The sequence below is a fragment of the Frigoribacterium sp. ACAM 257 genome (assembly GCF_007954365.1).
Lineage (GTDB): Bacteria > Actinomycetota > Actinomycetes > Actinomycetales > Microbacteriaceae > Frigoribacterium.
The window spans coordinates 1-21,051 of sequence record NZ_VOLO01000003.1; the positions used below are offsets into that span (position 1 = coordinate 1).

Sequence of the window (21,051 nt, forward strand, 5' to 3'; positions counted from 1 at the left end):
CGCCCCGCCCGCCCCGCCCGCCCCTCCTCATTCAGGAACTTCTGTCCTGAGTCGCGGAACGGGGGGAGGCGCGGTCCTGATCCGTGCACGCCCCAGGACCCAGCGCGCCCCGGTTCCTGCATCGCGCCTCCCCGCCGTCCGGTCGCGGCCGGCAACGGTCCGGTCACGGTTCCTGAGGCTTGCTCCTACAAACTTGACGGACTTAATTTAGTCAGGTAACAATGACCCGACAGCGCGGCCCAGCCCGCCTGTGACAACGAAGTCGGCGTCGACTGCCCCGAGTGGTCGCGCCCTGGGAAAGGATCAACGATGTTCCTCCGCGCAACCACGGGCCGCAGGCCCGTCCGCAGGGCCTGGGCGATCGGGGCGGCAGCAGCCGCCACCGCGCTGACCCTCGGCCTCACCGGCTGCTCCGCCGGCGGCTCGGGCTCGAGCAGCCCGAGCGACACGCTCGTCGTCTACACCGGCCAGGCCGGCGACTACCAGATCAACTTCAACCCGTACTCGCCGTCGTCCATCGGCGGCATCGGCGCGATCTACGAGTCGCTGTTCTTCGTCACCAACGTCAACACCGAGGCCTACGAGCCCCTGCTCGGCAGCGAGTACACCTGGAACGACGAGGGCACGCAGCTCGACGTGACCCTGCGCGACGACGCCACCTGGTCCGACGGCGAGGCCTTCACCGCCGACGACGTCGTGTTCACCTTCGAGATGCTGCTCGACACCCCGTCGATCAACACCAACGGCTTCGACGGCACCGTCACCGCCGCCGACGACACCCACGTCACCTTCACCTGGGACCGCCCGGCGTTCGTGACCGGTCCGGCCCTGCTCGGCCGCACGCCGATCGTGCCCGAGCACCTCTGGAGCGACATCGACCCCACGACCGACGTCATGGCCGAGCCCGTCGGCACCGGCGCGTACACGATGGACGACTTCAAGGCGCAGGCCTTCACGCTGGCCGCCAACCCGAGCTACTGGGGCGGGGAGCCCGCGGTCAAGAAGGTCCGCTACCTTTCGCTGTCCGGCAACACCGCCGGCGCCGACGCGCTCGCGGCGGGCACGATCGACTGGCAGACCGGCCCGGTGCCCGACATCCAGAACGTGTCGAAGAACTACCCCGGCTACGACGCCGTCACCATCCCGCAGAACCAGGTCGCGCTGATGACCTGCTCGAACGCCGAGCTCGGCTGCGAGGGTCCCCAGACCGACCCGGCCGTGCGCCAGGCGATCTACTACGCCCTGAACCGCGACCAGGTCAACTCCCTCGCGTTCCAGGACACCGCCAGCGAGGTGTCGCCGACGTTCGCCCTGACGAGCACGCAGGAGGACCTCATCTCGAGCGCGGTCGCCGAGCCCGTCGCCCCGGCGGCACCCGACCTCGACAAGGCCTCGTCGCTGCTCGAGGACGCCGGCTACGAGAAGGGCGCCGACGGCATCTACGCCAAGGACGGCCAGGAGCTGAAGCTCACCGTCGAGGTCGTCACCGGCTGGACCGACTACATCACCGCGATCGACACGATGGGCCAGCAGCTCAAGGCCGCCGGCATCTCGCTGACCGCCTCGCAGTCCTCGTGGAATGAGTGGACGGACAAGAAGAGCAAGGGCAACTACCAGCTCGCCATCGACTCGCTCGGCCAGGGCGCCGCGTCCGACCCGTACTACCTCTACGACCAGTACTTCAACACCGCCTACACGGCGGCGGTCGGCGAGGCGGCACCGACGAACATGGCCCGCTTCAGCGACCCCGCGGTCGACGCGGCGCTGGAGACGCTGAAGGCCACGAACCCCGAGGACACGGAGGCGCGCCAGGCGCAGTTCGACGTGATCCAGGCCGCGATCGTCGAGGACATGCCCTACGTGCCCGTCCTCACCGGCGGCACGACGAGCGAGTACCACTCGTCGAAGTTCACCGGCTGGCCCACGATGGACGACCTGTACGCGTTCCCCGCCATCTGGGCCTCGCCGGACAACTCGATCATCTTCAAGAACCTGAAGCCGGTCGGCGAGTAGCCGTGGCGGAGGAGGAGCTCGTCGTCGTGAGGACCGGTGAGGACACGTGAACTACTTCGTCCGGAAGCTCGGCTTCTACGCGGTCGCCCTGTGGGCCGCGCTGACCATCAACTTCCTGATCCCCCGTCTGCTGCCGGGCAACCCGGTGGACATCCTGCTGGCGAAGCTGCAGCAGCGCGGAGGCATCGTCACCCCTGACACCCGCAAGGCGTACGAGCTCCTCCTCGGAGGCGACTCCTCCGATCCGCTCCCGGTGCAGTACTGGAACTACCTGATCAACATCTTCAAGGGCGACCTGGGCATCTCGGTCGGCTACTTCCCGACCCCGGTCACCGAGGTCATCGGGTCGTCGCTGCCGTGGACCATCGTCCTCGTGGGCCTGGCGACGGTGATCGGCGCGGCGCTCGGCGTCCTGCTCGGCGCGTTCGTCGGCTGGAAGCCGGGCACCTGGCTCGACTCGCTCGTGCCGGCGACCACGCTGCTGGCGGCGGTGCCCTACTTCTGGCTCGCGCTGATCCTCGTGTACGTGCTCGCCACCTCCTTGCGGCTGTTCCCCTCGCAGGGCGGCTACGACGTCGTGCTCGACCCGGGGCTGAACTGGCAGTTCATCTCGTCGGCGATCGAGTACGGGTTCCTGCCGGCGCTCACCATCGTCATCGCCTCGATCGGCGGCTGGCTGCTCGGCATGCGCAACATGATGGTCTCGACGCTCTCCGAGGACTACGTGCTGACGGCGCAGGCCAAGGGCCTCAGCCAGGGCCGCATCCTCCGCGGCTACGCGGCCCGCAACGCGGTGCTGCCGAGCGTCGCCGGCTTCGCCATCTCGCTCGGCTTCGTCGTCTCGGGCTCGATCGTCACCGAGCAGGTGTTCTCGTACCCGGGCATCGGCGGCAAGCTCCTGTCGGCCGTCACCAACAACGACTACGCGCTGATGCAGGGCATCTTCCTGTTCATCACGCTGGCCGTGCTCGGCGCCAACCTCGTGGTCGACCTCTTCTACGGGATCATCGACCCCCGCACCCGGGCGCGCAGCTGATGGCCCGCCGCACCGGCGTCGCCCGCCGCACCACCAGCAGGAGGCAGCACCCATGACGAACGTCGCCCCCGACACCACCACCACGGTCGTCGACTCGACCTCGCAGCTCGCCGCCGAGGCGGCCGACCTGGGCAAGCCGAGGCGCTCCGCCTGGCGGCTGATGCTGCCGACCATGACCCCGTGGCTCGCCGCCGGGCTCGGCCTCGTCGGCGCCATCGCGCTCTTCGGCATCGTCGGCCCGTTCTTCGTGCAGGACCCGACCGTCATCCGTGACATCGGCCTGACCGGCCCGTCGGCCCAGCACCTCCTCGGCACGACCCAGACCGGGCAGGACGTCTTCGCCCAGCTCGCCTGGGCCACCCGCGGCTCGCTGCAGATCGGCCTGATCGTCGGCATCCTCGCGACGGCGCTCTCGGCCTTCTTCGGCATCCTCGGCGCCTACATCGGCGGCTTCACCGACGAGGCGTTCTCGCTCTTCTCGAACGTGTTCCTGGTGATCCCCGGCCTGCCCCTCGTCATCGTCATCTCGGGCTTCGTGCCCCAGGAGCAGCGCGGCCTCTGGACGATCGGCGTCGTGCTCGCGATCACGGGCTGGGCCGCGTCCAGCCGGGTGCTGCGGGCGCAGACCCTGTCGATCCGCAGCCGTGACTACGTGGCCGCGGCACGCGTCGCCGGCGAGAAGCCGTGGCGGGTCATCTCGGTCGAGATCCTGCCGAACCTGCTGCCGGTGCTCGCGTCGCAGTTCGTCTTCGCGGTGATCGCGGCCATCCTCGGGGAGGCGGGCCTGTCGTTCCTCGGCCTCGGCGCCTCCAACTCGTCGACCCTCGGCACGATGCTGTTCTACGCACAGAACGGCTTCGCCCTGCCGCTCGGCGCCTGGTGGTGGTTCGGCCCTCCCGGCCTGATCATCGCGCTCTTCGGCACCGGCCTCTCGCTGATCAACTTCTCGATCGACGAGATCATCAACCCCAAGCTCAAGAACGTGCGCCTGCACCGCAAGCGCGCCCGTCTCGCGAAGAAGGCCTCCCGATGACCCCCACGCAGGAGGCGCCCACCACGTCCCGGCCCCGCACCCGTCGCGACGCGGTGCTCACCATCGACGACCTCACCGTCGTCTACGAGGTCGAGAACCCGGTCACGGCCGTCAAGTCGGCGAGCCTGACGCTCGCGCCCGGCGAGATCCTCGGGCTGGCAGGGGAGTCGGGCTGCGGCAAGACGACCCTCGCCTACGCGATCAACCGGCTGCACAAGCCCCCGGCGCGCATCGCGACGGGCTCGATCACGTTCCACGACCGCGACGGCACCGACGTCGACCTCCTCGCCCTCGGCGAGCAGGAGCTGCGGGCGTTCCGCTGGTCGAAGCTGTCGATGGTGTTCCAGGGCGCGATGAACGCCCTCAACCCGGTGACGACGATCCTCACCCAGCTGGACGACGTGCTCGTCACGCACGAGAAGCAGATGAGCAAGGCGCAGCGGCGTGCCAGGGCCGCCGAGGTGCTCGAGCGCGTCGGCGTCGACCCTGTGCGGCTGCGCTCGTACCCGCACGAGCTGTCGGGCGGCATGCGCCAGCGCGTGATGATCGCGATGGCGATGCTGCTCGAGCCGCAGATCATGATCATGGACGAGCCGACCACGGCCCTCGACGTCGTCGTGCAGCGCGACATCCTGCGTGAGATCGTCCGGCTGCGCGACGAGCTCGACTTCGCCGTCGTGTTCATCACCCACGACCTGCCGCTGCTGCTCGAGATCAGCGACCGCATCGCGGTGATGCTGCAGGGCGAGATCGTCGAGCTGAGCACCGCCCAGCAGATCTACGCCGACGCCCAGCACCCCTACACGCGCCGCCTGCTCAGCTCGTTCCCGAGCCTCAGCGGCTCGCGCGGGGCGTTCATCCGCACCGGCGTCGACGAGGGGTCGCCCGTCGAGCAGGACACCCGCACCATCGTGCTGCCCGACCCCGACGACCTGGAGGACCAGCGATGACCAGCATCCACGTCAGGGACCTGACCAAGGACTTCTCGGTCCGCAAGGGCATCGGCCGCGAAGCGTTCCGGGCCGTCGACTCGGTGTCGTTCGACCTGCTGCCCGGCCGCACGGTCGCCCTCGTGGGCGAGTCCGGCTCGGGCAAGTCGACCATCGCACGCATGCTCGCGAAGCTCGAGAAGCCGAGTTCCGGCAAGATCGACGTCACGCTCGACGACGGCACGCCCGTGATGGGCTCGGTCTACCGCCGCCACGTCCAGATGGTCTTCCAGGACCCGTTCGCCTCGCTGAACCCGTTCCACTCGATCGAGCACCACATCGCGCGGCCGCTCAAGATCCACCGCCGCACCAAGGGGCGGCTCGAGACGCACGAGCGCGTGCTCGACATGCTCGAGCGCGTCAACCTGCGCCCCGCCGAGGACATGGCCGCCCGTCGCCCGCACGAGCTCTCCGGCGGCCAGCGTCAGCGCATCGCGATCGCCCGCGCCCTCGCTCCCGGCGCCCAGGTGCTCATCGCCGACGAGCCGGTCTCGATGCTCGACGTCTCGATCCGCCTCGGCGTGCTCAACCTGATGGGCCGGCTGCAGCGCGAGGACAACCTCGCCGTGCTCTACATCACCCACGACCTCGCCACCGCACGGCACTTCTCCGACGAGATCCTCGTGCTCTACCGCGGTCGCGTCGTCGAGCGCGGGCCGGCCGACGACGTCATCCTCGACCCGCACCACGACTACACGAAGCTGCTCGCCCTCGCGGCGCCCGACCCCGAGCGCGTGGGCAAGGTCGTCAGCGACGAGTCGGCGCCCGACCGGTCGAGCATCGACAACTCGATCTGCTACGACCACTACGCGGGCGCGTGGGTGCAGGCCGGGTCGGCACCCGCGGGCGACGCGCTCGCCACGAAGGCCGCGGTGCGCTGACGTGCGGCTGCTGCACTGGGGCACCGGGGCCCTGCACCTGACCTTCGCCCTGCCCGACGACGCGCCCGTCGCGCTGATCGCGATCGAGCCGGGAGGGGTGCCCGCGACGTCGGGGGCGGTGCCGGCGTCGGGGGCGGTGCCGGATCAGGGCGCCGGCCCGCGCGCCGCCGCACCCGCGCTCTGGCCGGGCGACGACGGCGACGTGCCCGACCGCCTCCTGCAGGCCCTGGTCGAGGTGTCGGCGTTCGGGCACGGGCGGTTCCCGGGCAGCTTCCGGCACGTCGACACCGTGCTCGGCGCGGCCCTGCGGCACGCGTCGCACGAGGCGCGCGTCGCCGACGACGGCACGGCGCAGCTCCGGATCGAGCAGCGCGACGACGCCACGGGCCTCGTCGTCACCAGCGTCTTCGAGGCGCAGGAGGCGGTGCCCGCGTTCCGCACGCACACCGAGGTCGGCCTCGACCCCGCCGCCTCCCCGCTCACCCTCGACGCCGTGTCGACGATCGCGACCGGGGCGTTCCTCGGGCGCGACGACGACGTCGACGCGTTCGCCCTCGCGACGGCGGCGAACGACTGGGTCGCCGAGAGCCGCTGGTCGACGACCCCGCTGCGCGAGGCCGGGCTCGCCCGCATCGACCGCGACGTGCAGCACCAGCCGCCGCGCACGCGGCTCGTCGTCGGCGACCGTGGCTCGTGGTCGAGCGGCGAGGCCGTGCCCACCGCCGCGCTGCTCGCCCGCGACGGCTCGGCCGCGCTCGCCTGGCAGGTCGAGCACGCCGGGCCCTGGCTGTTCGAGCTCGGCGAGACCCGGCACGGCGCCTACCTGCTGCTGTCCGGGCCGACCGACCCCGAGAACCACTGGAGCCTGGTGCTCCGCCCCGGCGAGGTCTTCACGTCGGCGCCCGCCTCCGTCGCCGTCGCGGCGGGCGGCGTCGACGAGGTGCTGGCCGCGATGACGGCCCAGCGGCGGGCCACCCGGCTCGTGCGCGAGGTCGACCACGACCTGCCCGTCGTGTTCAACGACTACATGAACACGCTGATGGGCGACCCCACCACCGAGAAGCTGCTGCCGCTGATCGACGCGGCGGCAGAGGTCGGGGCCGACTACTTCTGCATCGACGCCGGCTGGTACGCCGAGGGCCACTGGTGGGACACGGTCGGCGAGTGGCAGCCCGCCGCGAGCCGGTTCCCGGGCGGCATCGACGAGGTGCTCGACCGGATCCGCGATCGCGGCATGGTCCCGGGGCTGTGGCTCGAGCCCGAGGTGATCGGCGTGCGGTCGCCGCTCGCCGCCTCCCTGCCCGACGACGCGTTCTTCAGTCGGGGCGGTGTGCGCGTCGCCGACCACGGCCGGCACCTGCTCGACCTGCGGAGCCCCGCGGCTCGGACGCACCTCGACGGGGTCGTCGACCGGCTCGTCGGCGACCACGGCGTCGGCTTCTTCAAGATGGACTACAACACGATGACCGGCCCGGGCACCGACGCCGGCGGGCTCGCACCGGGCGCGGGGCTGCTCGAGCACACGCGGGCGCTGCTCGCCTGGCTGGACGAGGTCCAGGAGCGCCACCCGCGCCTCCTGATCGAGAACTGCGCCTCGGGCGCGATGCGGATGGACTGGGCGATGATGTCGCGGCTGCACGTCCAGTCGACCTCCGACCAGCAGGACCCGGTGATGTACGCGACCATCGCGGCAGCGGCCCCCGCGGCGCTGCTGCCCGAGCAGGCGGGGCACTGGGCCTACCCGCACGCCGGCATGGAGCCCGAGCTGTTCACGTTCTCGCTCGTGAACGCGGTGCTCGGCCGGATGTACCTGTCCGGGCACCTGAACCGGATGGACGCCGCCCAGCGCGACGTCGTGCGTGCTGCCGTCGCCGCGCACCGCGAGGTGCTCGGCTCGATCGAGCGGGCCGTGCCGTCGTGGCCGCTCGGGCTGCCGGCGTGGGAGGACGCGTGGACGGCCCTGGCGCTGACCGCGGACGGCGTTGCCGGTCCTGGCGCGGCTGTCGGTACCGGCGCGGGTGCCGTGACGCACCTCAGCGTGTGGCGCTGTTCGGGCGACGACGACCGTGTCGTCCTCCCGCTGCCGGGGCTGCGCGGGCAGGAGGTGGAGGTGCGGCCGTTCTTCCCCGCCGACCCCGCCGGCTGGTCGTGGAGCTGGGACCCGCAGGAGGCGGAGCTCACCGTGGTCGTCGAGGTCACCGGGCCCACGGCGAGGGTCCTCCGCCTCACGGCAGGCTGAGCCCAGTCGCACGGACACCGCGAAGCACCCCGTAGTGGACGATGCACCCCGTCGTTCCGGGGTGCATCGTCCACAACGGGGTGCTTGAGGGCGACGGGAGCCCGCCGGCTCAGCGCCAGCGGTACTCGTGCTCGGGCCGGCCCGGCGCGCCGTACCGGGGCACGCGGTCGACCTGGCCCGCGTCGGCGAGGTGCTCGAGGTAGCGACGGGCCGTGACGCGGGAGACCGCGACGGCCGTGGCGACCTCCCCGGCCGAGAGCGCGCCTCCTCGGCTCCGCAGCGCCTCGACCACGGCGGCGAGCGTCTCCGGCGCGATGCCCTTCGCGAGCGACGGGGTCGTCGCCGTCCGCAGCGTCGCCAGGCTCGCGTCGACCTCGGTCTGGGTGACCTGCCCCTCGCCCTGGTCGAGCCCGCGACGGAACGCGAGGTAGCCGGTCAGGCGCTCCGCGAAGGTCGCGAAGCCGAAGGGCTTGATCAGGTACTGCACGATCCCGAGCGACACCGCGCTCTTGACGACCGCGACGTCGCGCACCGCCGTGATCGCGACGACGTCGACGGTCGAGCCGGCAGCCCGCAGCGCCCGGCAGAGCTGGATCCCGTGGATGTCGGGCAGCGTGAGGTCGAGCAGCACGAGGTCCACGCCCGGCTGTCGCAGCCGGTCGAGGGCGGAGCGGCCGTCGTGCAGCACGCCGACCAGCTCGAAGCCGTCCAGCCGAGTGACGTACGCGCCGTGAGCCTCCGCCGTGAGCGGCTCGTCGTCGACGACGAGCACGCGCACCGGCCGCGGTGCCGGTGCCGGGCGCGGCGGCTGGGTCGAGGAGGCGCCGGTCACGACCGCACCACCGCCTCCTCGTCGTCGGGCAGGTCGACGGTGATCGTGGTGCCGTGCTCAGTCGAGCGAGCGTCGACGGTGCCGCCCGCCCGCCGCGCGACCTGGGCCACCAGAGCGAGGCCGATGCCGCGCCCCTCGGCGCCCCCGGGCTTGGTGCTGACGCCTCGGGTGAACACGTCCCGGCCCTCGGGCAGCCCGGGTCCGCTGTCGGAGACCGCGATCCGCACGACGCCGGCCGCGGGCCGGTCGAGCACGACGCTCACCGTCGCGCGTCGCTCCGGTGCACCCCGTTGTGGACGAAGCACCCCGTCGTTCCGGGGTTCATCGTCCACAACGGGGTTCATCGGGTGCTCGTGCTCGTGCCCGCGCTCCGGCCCCGCGTCCGCGACTTCCCCGCCCACGTCCGCCCACCGCGGCGCCGCCGCGTCGAGCGCGTTGTCCACGAGGTTGCCGATCACCGTCACGAAGTCCCGCACGGGCACCCGTGGCGTGCCGAAGTCGGGCGAGACGACCAGCTCGAGCTCGACGGCTCGCTCCCGCGCCTGGGCGCTCTTGCCGAGCAGGAGGGCCGCCAGCACCGGCTCGTCGACGGCGGCCACGACCTGGTCGGCGAGGACCTGGCCGAGGTCCAGCTCGTCCGAGGCGAACCGGAGCGCCTCGTCGGCCCGACCCAGCTCGATCAGCGCCACGATCGTGTGCAGCCGGTTGGCGAACTCGTGGGTCTGGGAGCGCAGCGCCGCCGAGAGGGTGCTCATCGTGCGCAGCTCGTCGGTCAGCTGCCGCAGCTCGGTGTGGTCGCGCAGGGTGGTGACCGTCCCGAGGGGCCGACCCGCGCCTCCTGCACCGCCGCCCGCGCCGCGCCCGCTGCGGACCGACCCCGGCGCGGCCGCGACCCGCTGGTTCACGACGAGCACCCGGTCGTCGGCGACGTGCACCTCGTCCTGGGCCTCTCCGCCGCCGGCGAGCAGCGCGGCCAGCGACGCAGGCAGCGCGAGCTCCGCGACCGGCACCGGCCGCCGCGCCACGTCGTCGACGAGCGACGGCAGCCCGAGGAGGAGCGCCGCGTGGTCGTTCGCGAGCGTCAGCCGCCCCTGCTCGTCGACGAGCACGAGCCCCTCGCCGACCGAGTGCAGCACCGCCTCGTGGTGGTCGCTGACCCGGCCGAGCTCCTCGGCGCCGAGGCCGCGGGTCACCCGACGGAGGTGACGGCTGAGCAGCCACGCCGCCAGCGCCCCGAGGGCGACGGTCGCCAGCGCCCCGCCGACGAGCAGGGGGAGGCGCTGGCCGAGCGCCGCGGACACGCTGTCGACGGTCACGCCGGCCGCCACCAGGGCGACGACTGCGCCCTCGTCGTCGAGCACGGGCACGACGGCGCGGACCGAGGGCCCGAGCGTGCCCGAGTACGTCTCCGTGAACGACCGCCCGGCGAGCGCGGGAGCGATCGTGCCGATGAACGGCCGGCCGATCTCGGCAGGGTCGGGGTGCGTGAGGCGGGTGCGGTCGGGCGTCATCACGGTGACGAAGTCGGTGTCGGTGTCGCGCATCAGGTCGAGCGCGTACGGCTCGAGCGACGCGGACGGGTCGCTCGTCGCGAGCGCCTCGATCACGAACGGGTTGTCGGCGATCGAGGTCGCCAGGGCGGTGCAGCGAGCAGCTGCCGCTCGCTCGGTGTCGCTGCGCGCGCTCGTCCACTGCCACGCCCCGGCGGCGAGGGCGAGCACGACGACCCCGACGACCTGCAGGGCGAAGAGGCGGGTGGCGATGCTGGCGCGGCGCATCGGACTGCCGGGCGGTCCGACCGCCTAGAGGACGGGCTCGACGAGCCGCACGTGCGACACGGCGACGCGCATCGGCTCCCCGGCGAAGGCCGCCGCGCGCGCCTCGGACGCGAGGTACTCGGCCTCGAGCGCGAGGAAGGCCTCGGCGTCGCCGGGGGCACTGACGGCCCAGGTGAACTCCTCGACGTCGCGGTCGGCGTACGCGAACTCGATCGTGAAGCCCGAGGAGGTGCGGGCCGGCACCAGCCGGGAGGCGAACCAGGCGACGAAGTCGTCGAGCACCCCGGGGGCGAGCTCGTAGCGGCGCAGCTGGACGGTCTTCGTGGTGACGTCGTCGTCGGTCATGGCGCCACCCTAGCGACCGCCGCGGACGACGCCAGCCGCGTCGCCGTGGCCGCGAACACTATGAACGCAACCTCGTGCCGGCCCGGCGGCCCGGCGAGGATGGCCCGACCACTCCGCCGACCGACGACGACGTCCCGGTCACCAGCACGAGGACCCACGATGGCAAAGACGCCCTCCGCCCGAACGCCCCGCCCCGGCCGCCCCGGCGGCACCGCCCTCGGGGGCGAGCCTCCCCGTTCGCCCCTCTCGCGCCTCCGGCGGATCGAGAAGTCGCACTGGCTCTACATCGCCGTGATCGTCGCGGTCGGGGCCGGCATCCTCGTCGGCCTGACGGCGCCCGACGTCGCGGTGCAGCTGAAGCCGATCGGCACCGCGTTCGTCTCGCTGATCTCGATGATGATCGCGCCGGTGATCTTCTGCACGATCGTGCTCGGCGTCGGCTCGATCGCGAAGGCGGCGACGGTCGGCAAGGTCGGCGGGCTCGCCCTCGGCTACTTCATCGCGATGTCGACCTTCGCCCTGGCGATCGGCCTCGTCGTCGGCAACCTGATCCACCCCGGCGAGGGGCTGATGGTCGGCAGCACGGGCTACGAGGCGCCGGTGAGCGAGGAGGCGGGCGGCACCGCCGGCTTCCTGCTCGGCATCATCCCCGAGACGCTCGTCTCGTCGCTGACGAGCGGCTCGATCCTGCAGACGCTCTTCGTCGCCCTGCTCGTCGGCTTCGCGCTGCAGCGGATGGGCGCCCGCGGGGCGACGATCCTCGAGGGGGTCCGCAACCTGCAGGTGCTCGTGTTCCGCATCCTCGCGATGATCATGTGGGTCGCCCCGATCGGTGCGTTCGGCGCGATCGCGGCCGTCGTCGGCGAGACCGGCGTCGCCGCGATCGTCGCCCTCGCGACGCTGATGATCGCGTTCTACGTCACCTGCATCGTGTTCGTCGCGGGCGTGCTCGGCACGGTGCTGAAGCTCGTCACGGGCATCAACATCTTCCGGGTGATGCGGTACCTCGGCCGCGAGTACCTGCTGATCGTGTCGACCTCGTCGAGCGAGGTGGCCCTGCCTGGCCTCATCGCGAAGATGGAGCACCTCGGCGTCTCGAAGCCCGTCGTCGGCATCACGGTGCCGACCGGCTACTCGTTCAACCTCGACGGCACCGCGATCTACCTGACGATGGCGTCGCTGTTCATCGCCAACGCGATGGGCACGCCGCTGAGCGTGGGGGAGCAGCTCTCGCTGCTGCTGTTCATGATGATCGCCTCGAAGGGCGCCGCGGGCGTGACCGGAGCCGGCATCGCGACCCTCGCCGGCGGCCTGCAGGCGCACCGGCCCGACCTCGTGGACGGGGTGGGCGTGATCGTCGGCATCGACCGCTTCATGTCCGAGGCGCGTGCCCTCACCAACTTCACCGGCAACGCGGTCGCCACGCTGCTCGTCGGCACCTGGACCGGCGAGGTCGACAAGGGCCAGGTCGAGCGCGTCCTCGGCGGCGACTCGCCCTTCGACGAGTCGACGATGAGCGCCGACGGCCACGGCGACGCCGCCCACGCCGCCGCGACGGGGGCCGGTGCCGAGGAGGCGGCGGCCGAGGTCACGGGACCGGCGCGCGACGACCGCATCTCGACCGACACCGTGCGGACGATCGTCGGCGGCGACGAGCGGGTCTCGCGGCGCTGAGCGGCACGGCGGCGGCGCCAGCGCCGCCGCCGTGCCGCCGCGGCGCGAAGCACCCCGTAGTGGACGATGCACCCCGCAACGACGGGGTGCATCGTCCACTACGGGGTGCTCGGGTCGGAGCGCGCGACGGGTCAGTCGTCGTCGGCCAACGCGAGCGGCGTTCGCAGCTACCGTGCCTGCCCGGTCGACTGATCGCCGGGCCCTGCCTACGGTGGACCGATGACGCCTCTCCACGCCCTCGGACGCGCGATCGTCGCCCTCGACGCGAGCCCGTCGGCCCACAGTCCGCTGACCTCCTCCTTCTTCTTCCCGGCGCTCGTCGTGCTGGCAGTCGTCGTGACGCTGGTCGCCGGGGTCGTCGCCCTGCGCGAGATCGGCGGCTCGGACTGGATGTGCGCCCGGCAGCGGACGGCCTGGCGGCGGGTCGTGATGGGCGTCCCCGTGGCCGGCGTGCTGCTCTGGTTCTGGACCCGGGGACGGACGCCCGCCCGACGGGCGGCCGACGAGGGGAGCGGCGCGTGATCGACCCGGCGCTGCTCCGGACCTTCGTCGTCGTGGCCCGCAGCGGCGGCTTCAGCGCCGCGGCCCGCGAGCTCGGCACGCGGCAGTCGACCGTCAGCGGGCACGTGCAGCGGCTCGAGGCGCAGGTCGGCCGCCGCCTCCTCGACCGGGACTCGCACCGGGTCGAGCTGACGAGCGACGGGCAGGCGCTGGTCGGGTTCGCCCACGAGATCCTCGACAGCATCGAGGTCGCCGAGAACTGGTTCGGCGGGGACGAGCTGACGGGCCACGTCCGCTTCGGGGTGTCGGAGGACATCATGACCGAGACGTTCCCCGACCTGCTCCGCCAGTTCTGGCGGCAGCACCCCCGCGTCGATCTCGACCTGCGGGTCGGGCTGAGCGAGAACCTGCACCAGCAGACGCGCATCTCGCAGGTCGACCTCGCGTTCATCAAGCGCCGGCCCGGCGAACGGCACGGCACGCTCGTGTTCGACGACGACCTCGTCTGGGCCGGGCGGGAGAGCGAGCCGCTCGGTCCCGGCGAGCCGGTGCCCGTCGTCGCGTACCCGCCGCCGAGCATCACCCGCCAGGCCGGTCTCGCCGCCCTGGAGCGGGCAGCGCTCGGGCACCGGATCAGCTGCGTCACGGACGACCTGGCGGGACTCCGAGCCGCCGCGATCGCCGGTCTCGGCTACATCGTGCACAGCCGGTCGCTGCTGCCGCCGCCGCTCGTGGTCGTCCCGCACCTCCCCGATCCAGGTCGCGCCGAGTACGTCCTCGTCACTCGTCCGGGGCCTCGTTCGCGTGCCGTGCAGGCGTTGTCGGACCTCATCCTCGAGAACGCAGGTCCGCGCCGTGGTCGTGAGGGCGAGGTGTCCTCGTGAGGCGCGTCGGCGGCTCGTGGCGCACGTCGAGGGCGAGGCGAGCCGAGGAGGCGCTGCCTCCGACCCCGCGCCACGCCCGTCGTCGTCGCCGCCCCGCCCCGCGCGTCGTTCCGGTGGCCGCCGGTGTGCTGGTGGGCCTCCTGGTCGTGATGGCCGGGTACGCGGCGACGAGCTACCAGCGCTTCAGCGGAGGCGTCACCAGGGTCGACGCCATCTCCCCTCGCGACGGCGGGACGGACGACGAGGTCGATCTCGACGGGACCGCGCAGAACATCCTCCTCGTCGGCGACGACCACCGACCCGCCGGTGCGACTGCCGAGGACCTGGCGAAGATCAGCACCCAGGACGACGGCGGTGCCGAGAACACCGACACCATGATCGTGCTGCACGTGCCAGCGGACGGCGCGAGCGCGACGATGATCTCGTTCCCGCGCGACTCGTGGGTGCCCGTCCCGGGGCACGGCGAGAACAAGCTCAACGCGGCGTTCGCGCTGGGCAAGCGCGACGGAGGCGGCGACGACGCGGCCGGGGCGCGCCTCCTCGTGCAGACCGTCGAGCAGCTCTCCGGACTTCGCATCGACCACTACGTGCGGGTCTCGCTGCTGGGGTTCTACGACGTCGTCGAGGCCCTCGGGCCCGTCGAGGTCTGCCTGAACCAGGCCGTGAAGGACCGCTGGTCGGGCGTGGACCTGCCCGCTGGCGTCAGCTCCCTCGACGCGAGCCAGGCGCTCGCCTTCGTGCGCCAGCGCCACGGGCTGCCCCGGGGCGACCTCGACCGGCAGGTGCGGCAGCAGTACTTCCTCAGCATGGAGGCGCGGCAGCTGCTGTCGGCCGGGACGCTCCTCAACCCCGTGAAGCTCGGACGCGTTCTCGACGCCGTCAGCGGCTCGATGGAGACCGACGCGGACCTCGACTTCGTCCAGCTCGCGGGACAGCTCCGCCACCTCCGGCCGGACGCGATCACCTCGGCGACCATCCCCGTGCTCGGCACGCCGACCATCCGGGTGGGCGGGAGCGCGGTGAGCATCGTGCAGGTCGACTTCGCGGCGATGCCCGTCTTCGTCCAGGGGCTCGTCGGCCTGCCCGCCGCGTACACGGACACGCCAGCTGCGGCACCGTCGAGCACGCAGCTCGTCGTGACGAACGGCAGCGGCCGCGGCGGCGCGGCGGCGGAGGCGAGCGAGGGCCTCGCGTCGCTCGGCTTCGACGTCGGCGAGCCCGGGTCGGCGGACGTCACGACGACCACCACAGTGCGGTACCAGGCCGGGTCCGAGGGGGCGGCGAAGGCGGTCGTCGAGGCGGTCCCGGGGGCCGTGCCCGTGGTCGACCCCTCGGCGACCGGCGTGACGCTCGTGCTCGGCACGGACGGCGTGGCGGTGCGGACCGGGGCGGACGCCGCAGCGCCGGAAGCGCCGGTGCTCGACGCACCCGCGTCCGACCCGCCCGCGTCGTCGGTGCCGGCCGCCGCTCCCGAGGAGGCGGGCGAGGGCACGCCCGCGCCCTCGCCGGCCCCTGGCGGCACCACCTACGCGGCGGGCGCCTGCATCAACTAGACGGTGGGGTCAGGATCCCCGCACGGCAGCAGCCACCTGGGCCCCCGCACCAGCTCGGCGATGCCGGACGTGAGCGACTCGGGGTCAGGATGGGCGGTGACGATCATCGTCTTCATGCTGTCCAGTCAACCGGCTCCGTCCGGTCGCGCGCCGCCTCCTAGAGTGAGGTCCTCCACCTGCCCCACGGAGGAGCGCCATGTCCATGTCCAAGACCCCGCCCACGACCCCGACCCCGACCCCGAGCCCGGGCCCGGGCCCGGGCCCGCTCGAGCGTCCTCCGGCCCCCGGCGAGCGGGACCGGCCCGACGGGCGAGGCCGCACCGGCCTCGACGCGATCGGGCGCGACCTCGACGGCAACCCCGACGTCGTCGTGCGCGACGTCGAGGTGAGCTCCGACGGCTGGCACGTGCTGCGGCGCACCACGTTCGACGTCCGCGGCCGCGACGGCACCTGGTCGACGCAGCAGCGCGAGACCTACGACCGCGGCAACGGCGCGACGATCCTGCTGGTCGACCCGGCCCGCGACACCGTTCTCCTGACCCGGCAGTTCCGGTTCCCCGCCTACGTCAACGGCCACGCCGACGGCATGCTCGTCGAGACCGCAGCCGGGCTGCTCGACGAGGACGACCCGGAGACGGCGATCCGGCGCGAGGCGAGCGAGGAGCTGGGCGTCGAGGTCGGCGCGCTTACGCACGTGTTCGACGCGTACATGAGCCCTGGATCCGTCACCGAGCGGGTGCACTTCTACGCCGCCGAGTACAGCCCGGCCGACCGGACGAGCGCCGGCGGGGGAGTGGCCGACGAGGGCGAGGAGATCGAGGTGCTCGAGCTGACCTTCGCCGAGGCGCTGGCCATGGTCGACGACGGCCGGATCGTCGACGGCAAGACGATCATGCTGCTGCAGTGGGCCGCGCTGCGCCGGCTCACGACGGGCAGCCTCGGCTAGCGAGCTCGGTCGGCCGCGTCAGCCCTCGCGCAACACCTTCGACATGGCGCGTCCACGGGCGACCTCGTCGACGAGCTTGTCGAGGCGGCGGATCTGCTGCATCAGCTCGTCGTCGAGCTCCTCGATGCGCACGCCGCAGATCACGCCGGTCACGAGCGACGTCCGGGGGTGCATCTCTGCCGCCGCGAAGAACTTGCGGAACGTGGTCCGTGAAGCCAGGTGCTCCGCGAGCCGGGCGGCGTCGTAGCCCGTCAACCACGAGATCACCGTGTCGACCTCGGCCCTCGTGTGCCCCTTCCGCTCGGCCTTCGCGACGTAGAGCGGGTAGACGTCGGCGAACGCGGTCTCGACGATGCGGCCGTTGCGGTCCATGGGGGGCAGCGTAGCTGCGGGGGCGGTCCCCGTCAGCCCTCGCGCGCCTCCCTCGCCCGGCCCTTGATCGCGGTGATCACGTCGGTCTTGGCGTCCGCGTAGTCGTTCATGTCGTCCCAGCGGCGGGCCAGCAGGTCGCGCTTCGTCCGCTCGTAGAGGGCGCGGTCGCCGTCGTCGCGGCGCAGGTGGTCGCGAAGGAGGAGGTACTCGGCCACCGCAGGAGCCCCGCGGTCGTACACGTGCACGTGCACGTGCACGTGCACGTCGCGCTCGGGCGTGCGCACCAGCCGGTGCCCCGGCTCACGGACGCGCAGCACGTAGCCGGCGCTGAGCAGGGGGTCGAGCCAGTCCTCCTCGGCGGTGACGTCGTCGACCGCGACGACGACGTCGACGATCGGCTTGGCGGCCAGACCGGGCACGGAGGTCGAGCCGATGTGCTCGACGTCGGCCTGCGTGCCGGTCGTCGCGAGGGCGTCGACGATGCGTCGCTCGTGCTCGCGGAAGACGTCGGGCCAGCGCGGGTCGGGCTCGTGCAAGGTCACGGCGACGGCCTCGGGACCGCCGACGAGGTCGAGCTCGGTGACGTCGGGTCGGCGTCGCGGGCGGCGGAGGGGGGTCTCGTCGGTCACCCGGCCATCCTCGCAGCCGGTCGACCTGCGCCACAGCGGTCGCCCCTGCCATGATCGAGGTCCACTCGAGGGGGAGCGACCATGGACGAAGGACTGCTGTACGACCTCTGCAGTCGGGCGCGACGCGTGCAGGCCGCGCGCAGCTCCGAGGCGAGCCTGCAGGGGCTGACCGATCTCGTCCGGGCCGCGGCCGACCCGCGGGGCCGCCGCTCCGACCTCGAGATCCACCAGCTGATCGAGTCCGCGCCGCAGCCCGTCGGCATGCGGTGGAGCGTCGCCCAGCTCGAGGCGCTCGCGGCTGCCCGGAGCGACGCCCCGGCTGACCTCGACGAGGACGACGCCGAGGACTACGAGGAGGCGCAGGCCGCGCTCCTGAGGGCGGTCGGCAAGGACGACGGCGAGCCCGCGAGCGGCCCCGTCGGCGTCGCGAGGAACGTGCTCGAGCAGCTGCTGCACCGCTGGTTCTGAGGCAGGCCCGGGCCGTCGGGCGAAGGCGGCTGCCTGCCGAAGCCGGAACACGGCGTCATCAGCCCCCGCTTTCGTCCATGATGGTCCCGTGACCGACACCGACACCGCGAAGCGACCCGACGGAGCCAGCCGAGACGACGTCCGGGGGGCGGTCGACACCGACCTGCGCGCCGACGTGAGCTTCCTGGGCAGCCTGCTCGGGCGCGTGCTCACCGAGGCCGGCGGCCCCGACCTGCTGGCCGACGTCGAGCGCCTGCGCGCCGCCGTCATCTCCGCCTACGAGGACGCCGCGGCGGGCCACGCCGGCAAGACCGACTCGGCCGAGCCGGTCGACCGTGCCGGCGAGATCGTCGCGGGGCTCGACCAGCAGCGCGCCGAGCAGGTCGCCCGGGCGTTCACGGTCTACTTCCACCTCTCGAACCTCGCCGAGGAGCACCACCGCGTCCGCGTGCTGCGCCGCCGCCGTGAACGCGCCGACTCGCTCCCCGCCGCGGTCGAGCGGCTCGTCGACGAGCTGGGGGCCGAGGAGGCGTCGGCGCGGCTGCAGACGCTGCGGTTCCAGCCCGTCTTCACCGCGCACCCCACCGAGGCCCGTCGACGTGCGGTCGCGAGCACCATCCGCCGCATCAGCGACCTGCTCGACGAGCGCGACGCCGCGCAGAGCACCGCCGATCTGCTCGAGACCGAGCGCCGCCTGCTCGAGGAGATCGACGTGCTCTGGCGCACCTCGCCCCTGCGCACCACGCGTCCGACCCCGCTCGACGAGGTCCGCACCGCGATGAACGTCTTCGACCAGACCCTGTTCGAGGTCGTGCCGCACGTCTACCGCGTGCTCGACGACCGCCTCAACGGCGACGCGGCCGGCCGCCAGCCGGTGGCGGCCCCCGCCTTCATGCGCTTCAGCAGCTGGATCGGCGGCGACCGCGACGGCAACCCGCACGTCACCGCCGAGGTGACCCGCGCGGCCGCCGAGATCGCGTCCGAGCACGTGCTGCTCGGACTGCACCGCGCGGCGAGCCGGATCGGCGGAACCCTGACCCTCGACGAGGCCGACACCCCGGCCGACGCGGGCGTCCGAGAGCTCGCCGAGCAGCAGCGCGCCCTCGACCCCGACACAGCCTCGCGCATCGGCATCCGCTCGCCCAACGAGACCCACCGCCGGGTGCTGCTCTTCGTTGCCGAGCGGATCGACGCCACGCGCCGCGGCGTCGAGGGCCTCGCCTACGCCGGTCCCGACGACCTGCTGGCCGACCTCCGCACGGTCCAGGCCTCGCTGCGCGCGGCCGGCGCCCACCGTGCTGCCAACGGCGAGCTGCAGAACCTCGTCTGGCAGGTCGAGACGTTCGGCTTCCACCTCGCCGAGCTCGAGGTGCGCCAGCACTCGCAGGTGCACCGCACGGCCCTCGAGGAGGCGCGGGCCGGCGGCGAGCTCAGCGAGCAGACCGTCGAGGTGCTCGACGTGTTCCGCACCGTGGCCGAGCTGCAGCAGCGCTTCGGGCGTCGTGCCGCCTCCCGGTACATCGTGTCGTTCACCCAGTCGTCGGCCGACCTCGCGAACGTCGTCGAGCTGGCCGAGCTCGCCCTCGGGTCGGCCGAGGCGGCGCCGGTGCTCGACGTCATCCCGCTGTTCGAGACGTTCGCCGACCTGGAGGCGTCGACGCGCATCCTCGACGAGGCCCTGCGGACCGACGCGGTGCAGCGCCGTCTCGCCGCGACCGGCCGCAAGCTCGAGGTGATGCTCGGGTACTCCGACTCGTCGAAGGACGTCGGCCCCGTCAGCGCGACCTTCGCCCTCTACGACGCGCAGGCGCGCATCGCCGAGTGGGCCCGCAGCAACGACATCGAGCTGACCCTGTTCCACGGGCGCGGCGGCTCGATGGGCCGCGGCGGCGGACCGGCCCACGAGGCCGTCCGCGCGCAGCCGCCCGGGTCGGTCGAGGGCCGGTTCAAGATCACCGAGCAGGGCGAGGTGATCCTCGCGAACTACGGCAACAAGGTGATCGCCGCCCGCCACATCGAGCAGATGGCCGCCGCGACCCTGCACGCGTCGACGCCGTCCACGGCCGCCGCGAACGCCGCCTCCGCCGAGCGCTTCGCCCCGCTGGCCGCCGCGATGGACGCCGCCTCGCGCGACGCCTTCTTCGGCCTGGTCAAGGCCGACGGGTTCGCGACCTGGTTCGCCACGGTCACCCCGATGGAGGAGGTGGGCCTGCTCGCGCTCGGCTCGCGCCCCGCACGTCGCGGCCTCTCGGTCGAGTCGCTCGAGGATCTGCGGGCGATCCCGTGGGTCTTCGCGTGGACCCAGGCCCGCATCAACCTCGCCGGCTGGTACGGCCTCGGCTCGGCGCTCGCCGCGGTCGGCGACGTGCAGGTGCTGCGCGAGGCCTACGAGGCGTGGCCGCTGTTCCGCACGATGATCAAGAACGTCGAGCTGTCGCTGGCGAAGACCGACGACCACATCGCCCGTCGCTACCTCGGCCTCGCCGAGCGCGACGACCTCGCCGACCGGGTGCTCGCCGAGATGGCGCTGACCCGCGAGTGGGTGCTCGCGACGAGCGGGTCGAGCGACGTGCTCGAGGGGCGACCGGTGCTGAGCCGGTCGGTGCGCCTCCGGAGCCCCTACGTCGACGCGCTGTCGCTGCTGCAGCTGCGCGCGCTGCGGGGCATCCGCCGCTCGGTCGAGAAGGACCCTGCGGACGCCGACCACCGCCTCCTGCTGCTCACCGTGAACGGCATCGCGGCCGGCCTCCAGAACACGGGCTGACCCTCTCTCCTCATTCAGGAACATCGGTCCTGCATCTCGCGGCGGGGGGACCGATGTTCCTGAGCCGTGCACGGTGCAGGAACGGCGTCGACGGACTTCCTGCATGCTGAATGC

At 72.7% G+C, this 21,051-nt stretch carries 18 protein-coding genes; 13 read left to right on the forward strand and 5 right to left on the reverse strand.

The window, feature by feature from the left end:
* Window positions 1-309: 309 nt before the first annotated feature.
* Genes ES689_RS09870 through ES689_RS09895 form a run of 6 tightly spaced genes read left to right on the forward strand, consistent with a single transcriptional unit; the run spans window position 310 to window position 8,191 of the window.
* Window positions 310-2,013: an ABC transporter substrate-binding protein gene (locus tag ES689_RS09870; protein ID WP_146903694.1), complete on the forward strand. Its 1,704-nt coding sequence runs from the start codon at window positions 310-312 to the stop codon at window positions 2,011-2,013.
* 46 nt (window positions 2,014-2,059) lie between these two features.
* A complete protein-coding gene (locus tag ES689_RS09875) occupies window positions 2,060-3,049 on the forward strand; it encodes an ABC transporter permease (RefSeq protein ID WP_146903697.1) in 990 nt (329 codons plus the stop codon).
* 52 nt (window positions 3,050-3,101) lie between these two features.
* On the forward strand, window positions 3,102-4,082 hold the full coding sequence (locus ES689_RS09880) for an ABC transporter permease (protein WP_146903700.1): 981 nt from the start codon (window positions 3,102-3,104) through the stop codon (window positions 4,080-4,082).
* Complete coding sequence (locus ES689_RS09885) at window positions 4,079-5,032, forward strand: ABC transporter ATP-binding protein (RefSeq protein ID WP_146903703.1); 954 nt, start codon at window positions 4,079-4,081, stop codon at window positions 5,030-5,032. The genes ES689_RS09880 and ES689_RS09885 overlap by 4 nt, the downstream gene beginning before the upstream one ends.
* On the forward strand, window positions 5,029-5,952 hold the full coding sequence (locus ES689_RS09890; RefSeq protein ID WP_146903705.1) for an ABC transporter ATP-binding protein: 924 nt from the start codon (window positions 5,029-5,031) through the stop codon (window positions 5,950-5,952). Before ES689_RS09885 ends, ES689_RS09890 begins: the two co-directional genes overlap by 4 nt.
* A gap of 1 nt (window position 5,953) precedes the next feature.
* Window positions 5,954-8,191 (forward strand): glycoside hydrolase family 36 protein, encoded by a 2,238-nt coding sequence (locus tag ES689_RS09895; RefSeq protein ID WP_146903708.1) that lies wholly within the window; start codon window positions 5,954-5,956, stop codon window positions 8,189-8,191.
* 109 nt (window positions 8,192-8,300) lie between these two features.
* Here the strand turns inward: ES689_RS09895 and ES689_RS09900 are convergent, their stop codons facing one another.
* Genes ES689_RS09900 through ES689_RS09910 form a run of 3 tightly spaced genes read right to left on the reverse strand, consistent with a single transcriptional unit; the run spans window position 8,301 to window position 11,146 of the window.
* Window positions 8,301-9,023 carry a response regulator gene (locus tag ES689_RS09900; protein ID WP_223269523.1) on the reverse strand — a complete coding sequence of 241 codons (723 nt, stop codon included), beginning with the start codon at window positions 9,021-9,023 and terminating at the stop codon, window positions 8,301-8,303.
* Window positions 9,020-10,801 (reverse strand): ATP-binding protein, encoded by a 1,782-nt coding sequence (locus tag ES689_RS09905; protein WP_146903711.1) that lies wholly within the window; start codon window positions 10,799-10,801, stop codon window positions 9,020-9,022. The genes ES689_RS09900 and ES689_RS09905 overlap by 4 nt, the downstream gene beginning before the upstream one ends.
* Before the next feature lie 24 nt (window positions 10,802-10,825).
* Window positions 10,826-11,146 (reverse strand): hypothetical protein, encoded by a 321-nt coding sequence (locus tag ES689_RS09910; RefSeq protein WP_146903715.1) that lies wholly within the window; start codon window positions 11,144-11,146, stop codon window positions 10,826-10,828.
* A gap of 159 nt (window positions 11,147-11,305) precedes the next feature.
* Here ES689_RS09910 and ES689_RS09915 point away from each other — a divergent pair, with 159 nt between their 5' ends.
* The 5 genes from ES689_RS09915 to ES689_RS09940 all read left to right on the forward strand — a co-directional run bounded on the left by ES689_RS09915 (window position 11,306) and on the right by ES689_RS09940 (window position 16,704).
* Window positions 11,306-12,820 (forward strand): cation:dicarboxylate symporter family transporter, encoded by a 1,515-nt coding sequence (locus tag ES689_RS09915; protein ID WP_146903718.1) that lies wholly within the window; start codon window positions 11,306-11,308, stop codon window positions 12,818-12,820.
* Between the two features lie 219 nt (window positions 12,821-13,039).
* On the forward strand, window positions 13,040-13,342 hold the full coding sequence (locus tag ES689_RS09920; RefSeq protein WP_146903721.1) for a hypothetical protein: 303 nt from the start codon (window positions 13,040-13,042) through the stop codon (window positions 13,340-13,342).
* Entirely contained in the window at window positions 13,339-14,205 is an 867-nt protein-coding gene (locus ES689_RS09925) for a LysR family transcriptional regulator (RefSeq protein ID WP_146903724.1), read from the forward strand. The genes ES689_RS09920 and ES689_RS09925 overlap by 4 nt, the downstream gene beginning before the upstream one ends.
* Window positions 14,202-15,758 carry an LCP family protein gene (locus ES689_RS09930; protein ID WP_223269524.1) on the forward strand — a complete coding sequence of 519 codons (1,557 nt, stop codon included), beginning with the start codon at window positions 14,202-14,204 and terminating at the stop codon, window positions 15,756-15,758. The genes ES689_RS09925 and ES689_RS09930 overlap by 4 nt, the downstream gene beginning before the upstream one ends.
* A gap of 202 nt (window positions 15,759-15,960) precedes the next feature.
* Window positions 15,961-16,704 (forward strand): NUDIX domain-containing protein, encoded by a 744-nt coding sequence (locus ES689_RS09940; RefSeq protein WP_146903730.1) that lies wholly within the window; start codon window positions 15,961-15,963, stop codon window positions 16,702-16,704.
* A gap of 18 nt (window positions 16,705-16,722) precedes the next feature.
* Here the strand turns inward: ES689_RS09940 and ES689_RS09945 are convergent, their stop codons facing one another.
* On the reverse strand, window positions 16,723-17,076 hold the full coding sequence (locus ES689_RS09945; protein WP_146903733.1) for a DUF2200 domain-containing protein: 354 nt from the start codon (window positions 17,074-17,076) through the stop codon (window positions 16,723-16,725).
* Window positions 17,077-17,108: 32 nt separating this feature from the next.
* Window positions 17,109-17,705 (reverse strand): GrpB family protein, encoded by a 597-nt coding sequence (locus tag ES689_RS09950; protein WP_146903736.1) that lies wholly within the window; start codon window positions 17,703-17,705, stop codon window positions 17,109-17,111.
* A gap of 81 nt (window positions 17,706-17,786) precedes the next feature.
* Here ES689_RS09950 and ES689_RS09955 point away from each other — a divergent pair, with 81 nt between their 5' ends.
* Both ES689_RS09955 and ES689_RS09960 read left to right on the forward strand, forming a co-directional pair.
* Entirely contained in the window at window positions 17,787-18,173 is a 387-nt protein-coding gene (locus ES689_RS09955; RefSeq protein ID WP_146903739.1) for a hypothetical protein, read from the forward strand.
* 88 nt (window positions 18,174-18,261) lie between these two features.
* Window positions 18,262-20,937, forward strand: a complete 2,676-nt coding sequence (locus tag ES689_RS09960; RefSeq protein ID WP_146903743.1) for a phosphoenolpyruvate carboxylase — start codon at window positions 18,262-18,264, stop codon at window positions 20,935-20,937.
* The last annotated feature ends 114 nt before the right edge of the window (window positions 20,938-21,051 follow it).

Coding starts and splice junctions, on each gene's coding strand:
- ES689_RS09870 (WP_146903694.1), top strand. CDS start 310: ATGTTCCTCCGCGCAACCACGGGCCGCAGGCCCGTCCGCAGGGCCTGG.
- ES689_RS09880 (WP_146903700.1), top strand. CDS start 3,102: ATGACGAACGTCGCCCCCGACACCACCACCACGGTCGTCGACTCGACC.
- ES689_RS09885 (WP_146903703.1), top strand. CDS start 4,079: ATGACCCCCACGCAGGAGGCGCCCACCACGTCCCGGCCCCGCACCCGT.
- ES689_RS09890 (WP_146903705.1), top strand. CDS start 5,029: ATGACCAGCATCCACGTCAGGGACCTGACCAAGGACTTCTCGGTCCGC.
- ES689_RS09905 (WP_146903711.1), bottom strand. CDS start 10,801: ATGCGCCGCGCCAGCATCGCCACCCGCCTCTTCGCCCTGCAGGTCGTC.
- ES689_RS09910 (WP_146903715.1), bottom strand. CDS start 11,146: ATGACCGACGACGACGTCACCACGAAGACCGTCCAGCTGCGCCGCTAC.
- ES689_RS09915 (WP_146903718.1), top strand. CDS start 11,306: ATGGCAAAGACGCCCTCCGCCCGAACGCCCCGCCCCGGCCGCCCCGGC.
- ES689_RS09920 (WP_146903721.1), top strand. CDS start 13,040: ATGACGCCTCTCCACGCCCTCGGACGCGCGATCGTCGCCCTCGACGCG.
- ES689_RS09940 (WP_146903730.1), top strand. CDS start 15,961: ATGTCCAAGACCCCGCCCACGACCCCGACCCCGACCCCGAGCCCGGGC.
- ES689_RS09945 (WP_146903733.1), bottom strand. CDS start 17,076: ATGGACCGCAACGGCCGCATCGTCGAGACCGCGTTCGCCGACGTCTAC.
- ES689_RS09955 (WP_146903739.1), top strand. CDS start 17,787: ATGGACGAAGGACTGCTGTACGACCTCTGCAGTCGGGCGCGACGCGTG.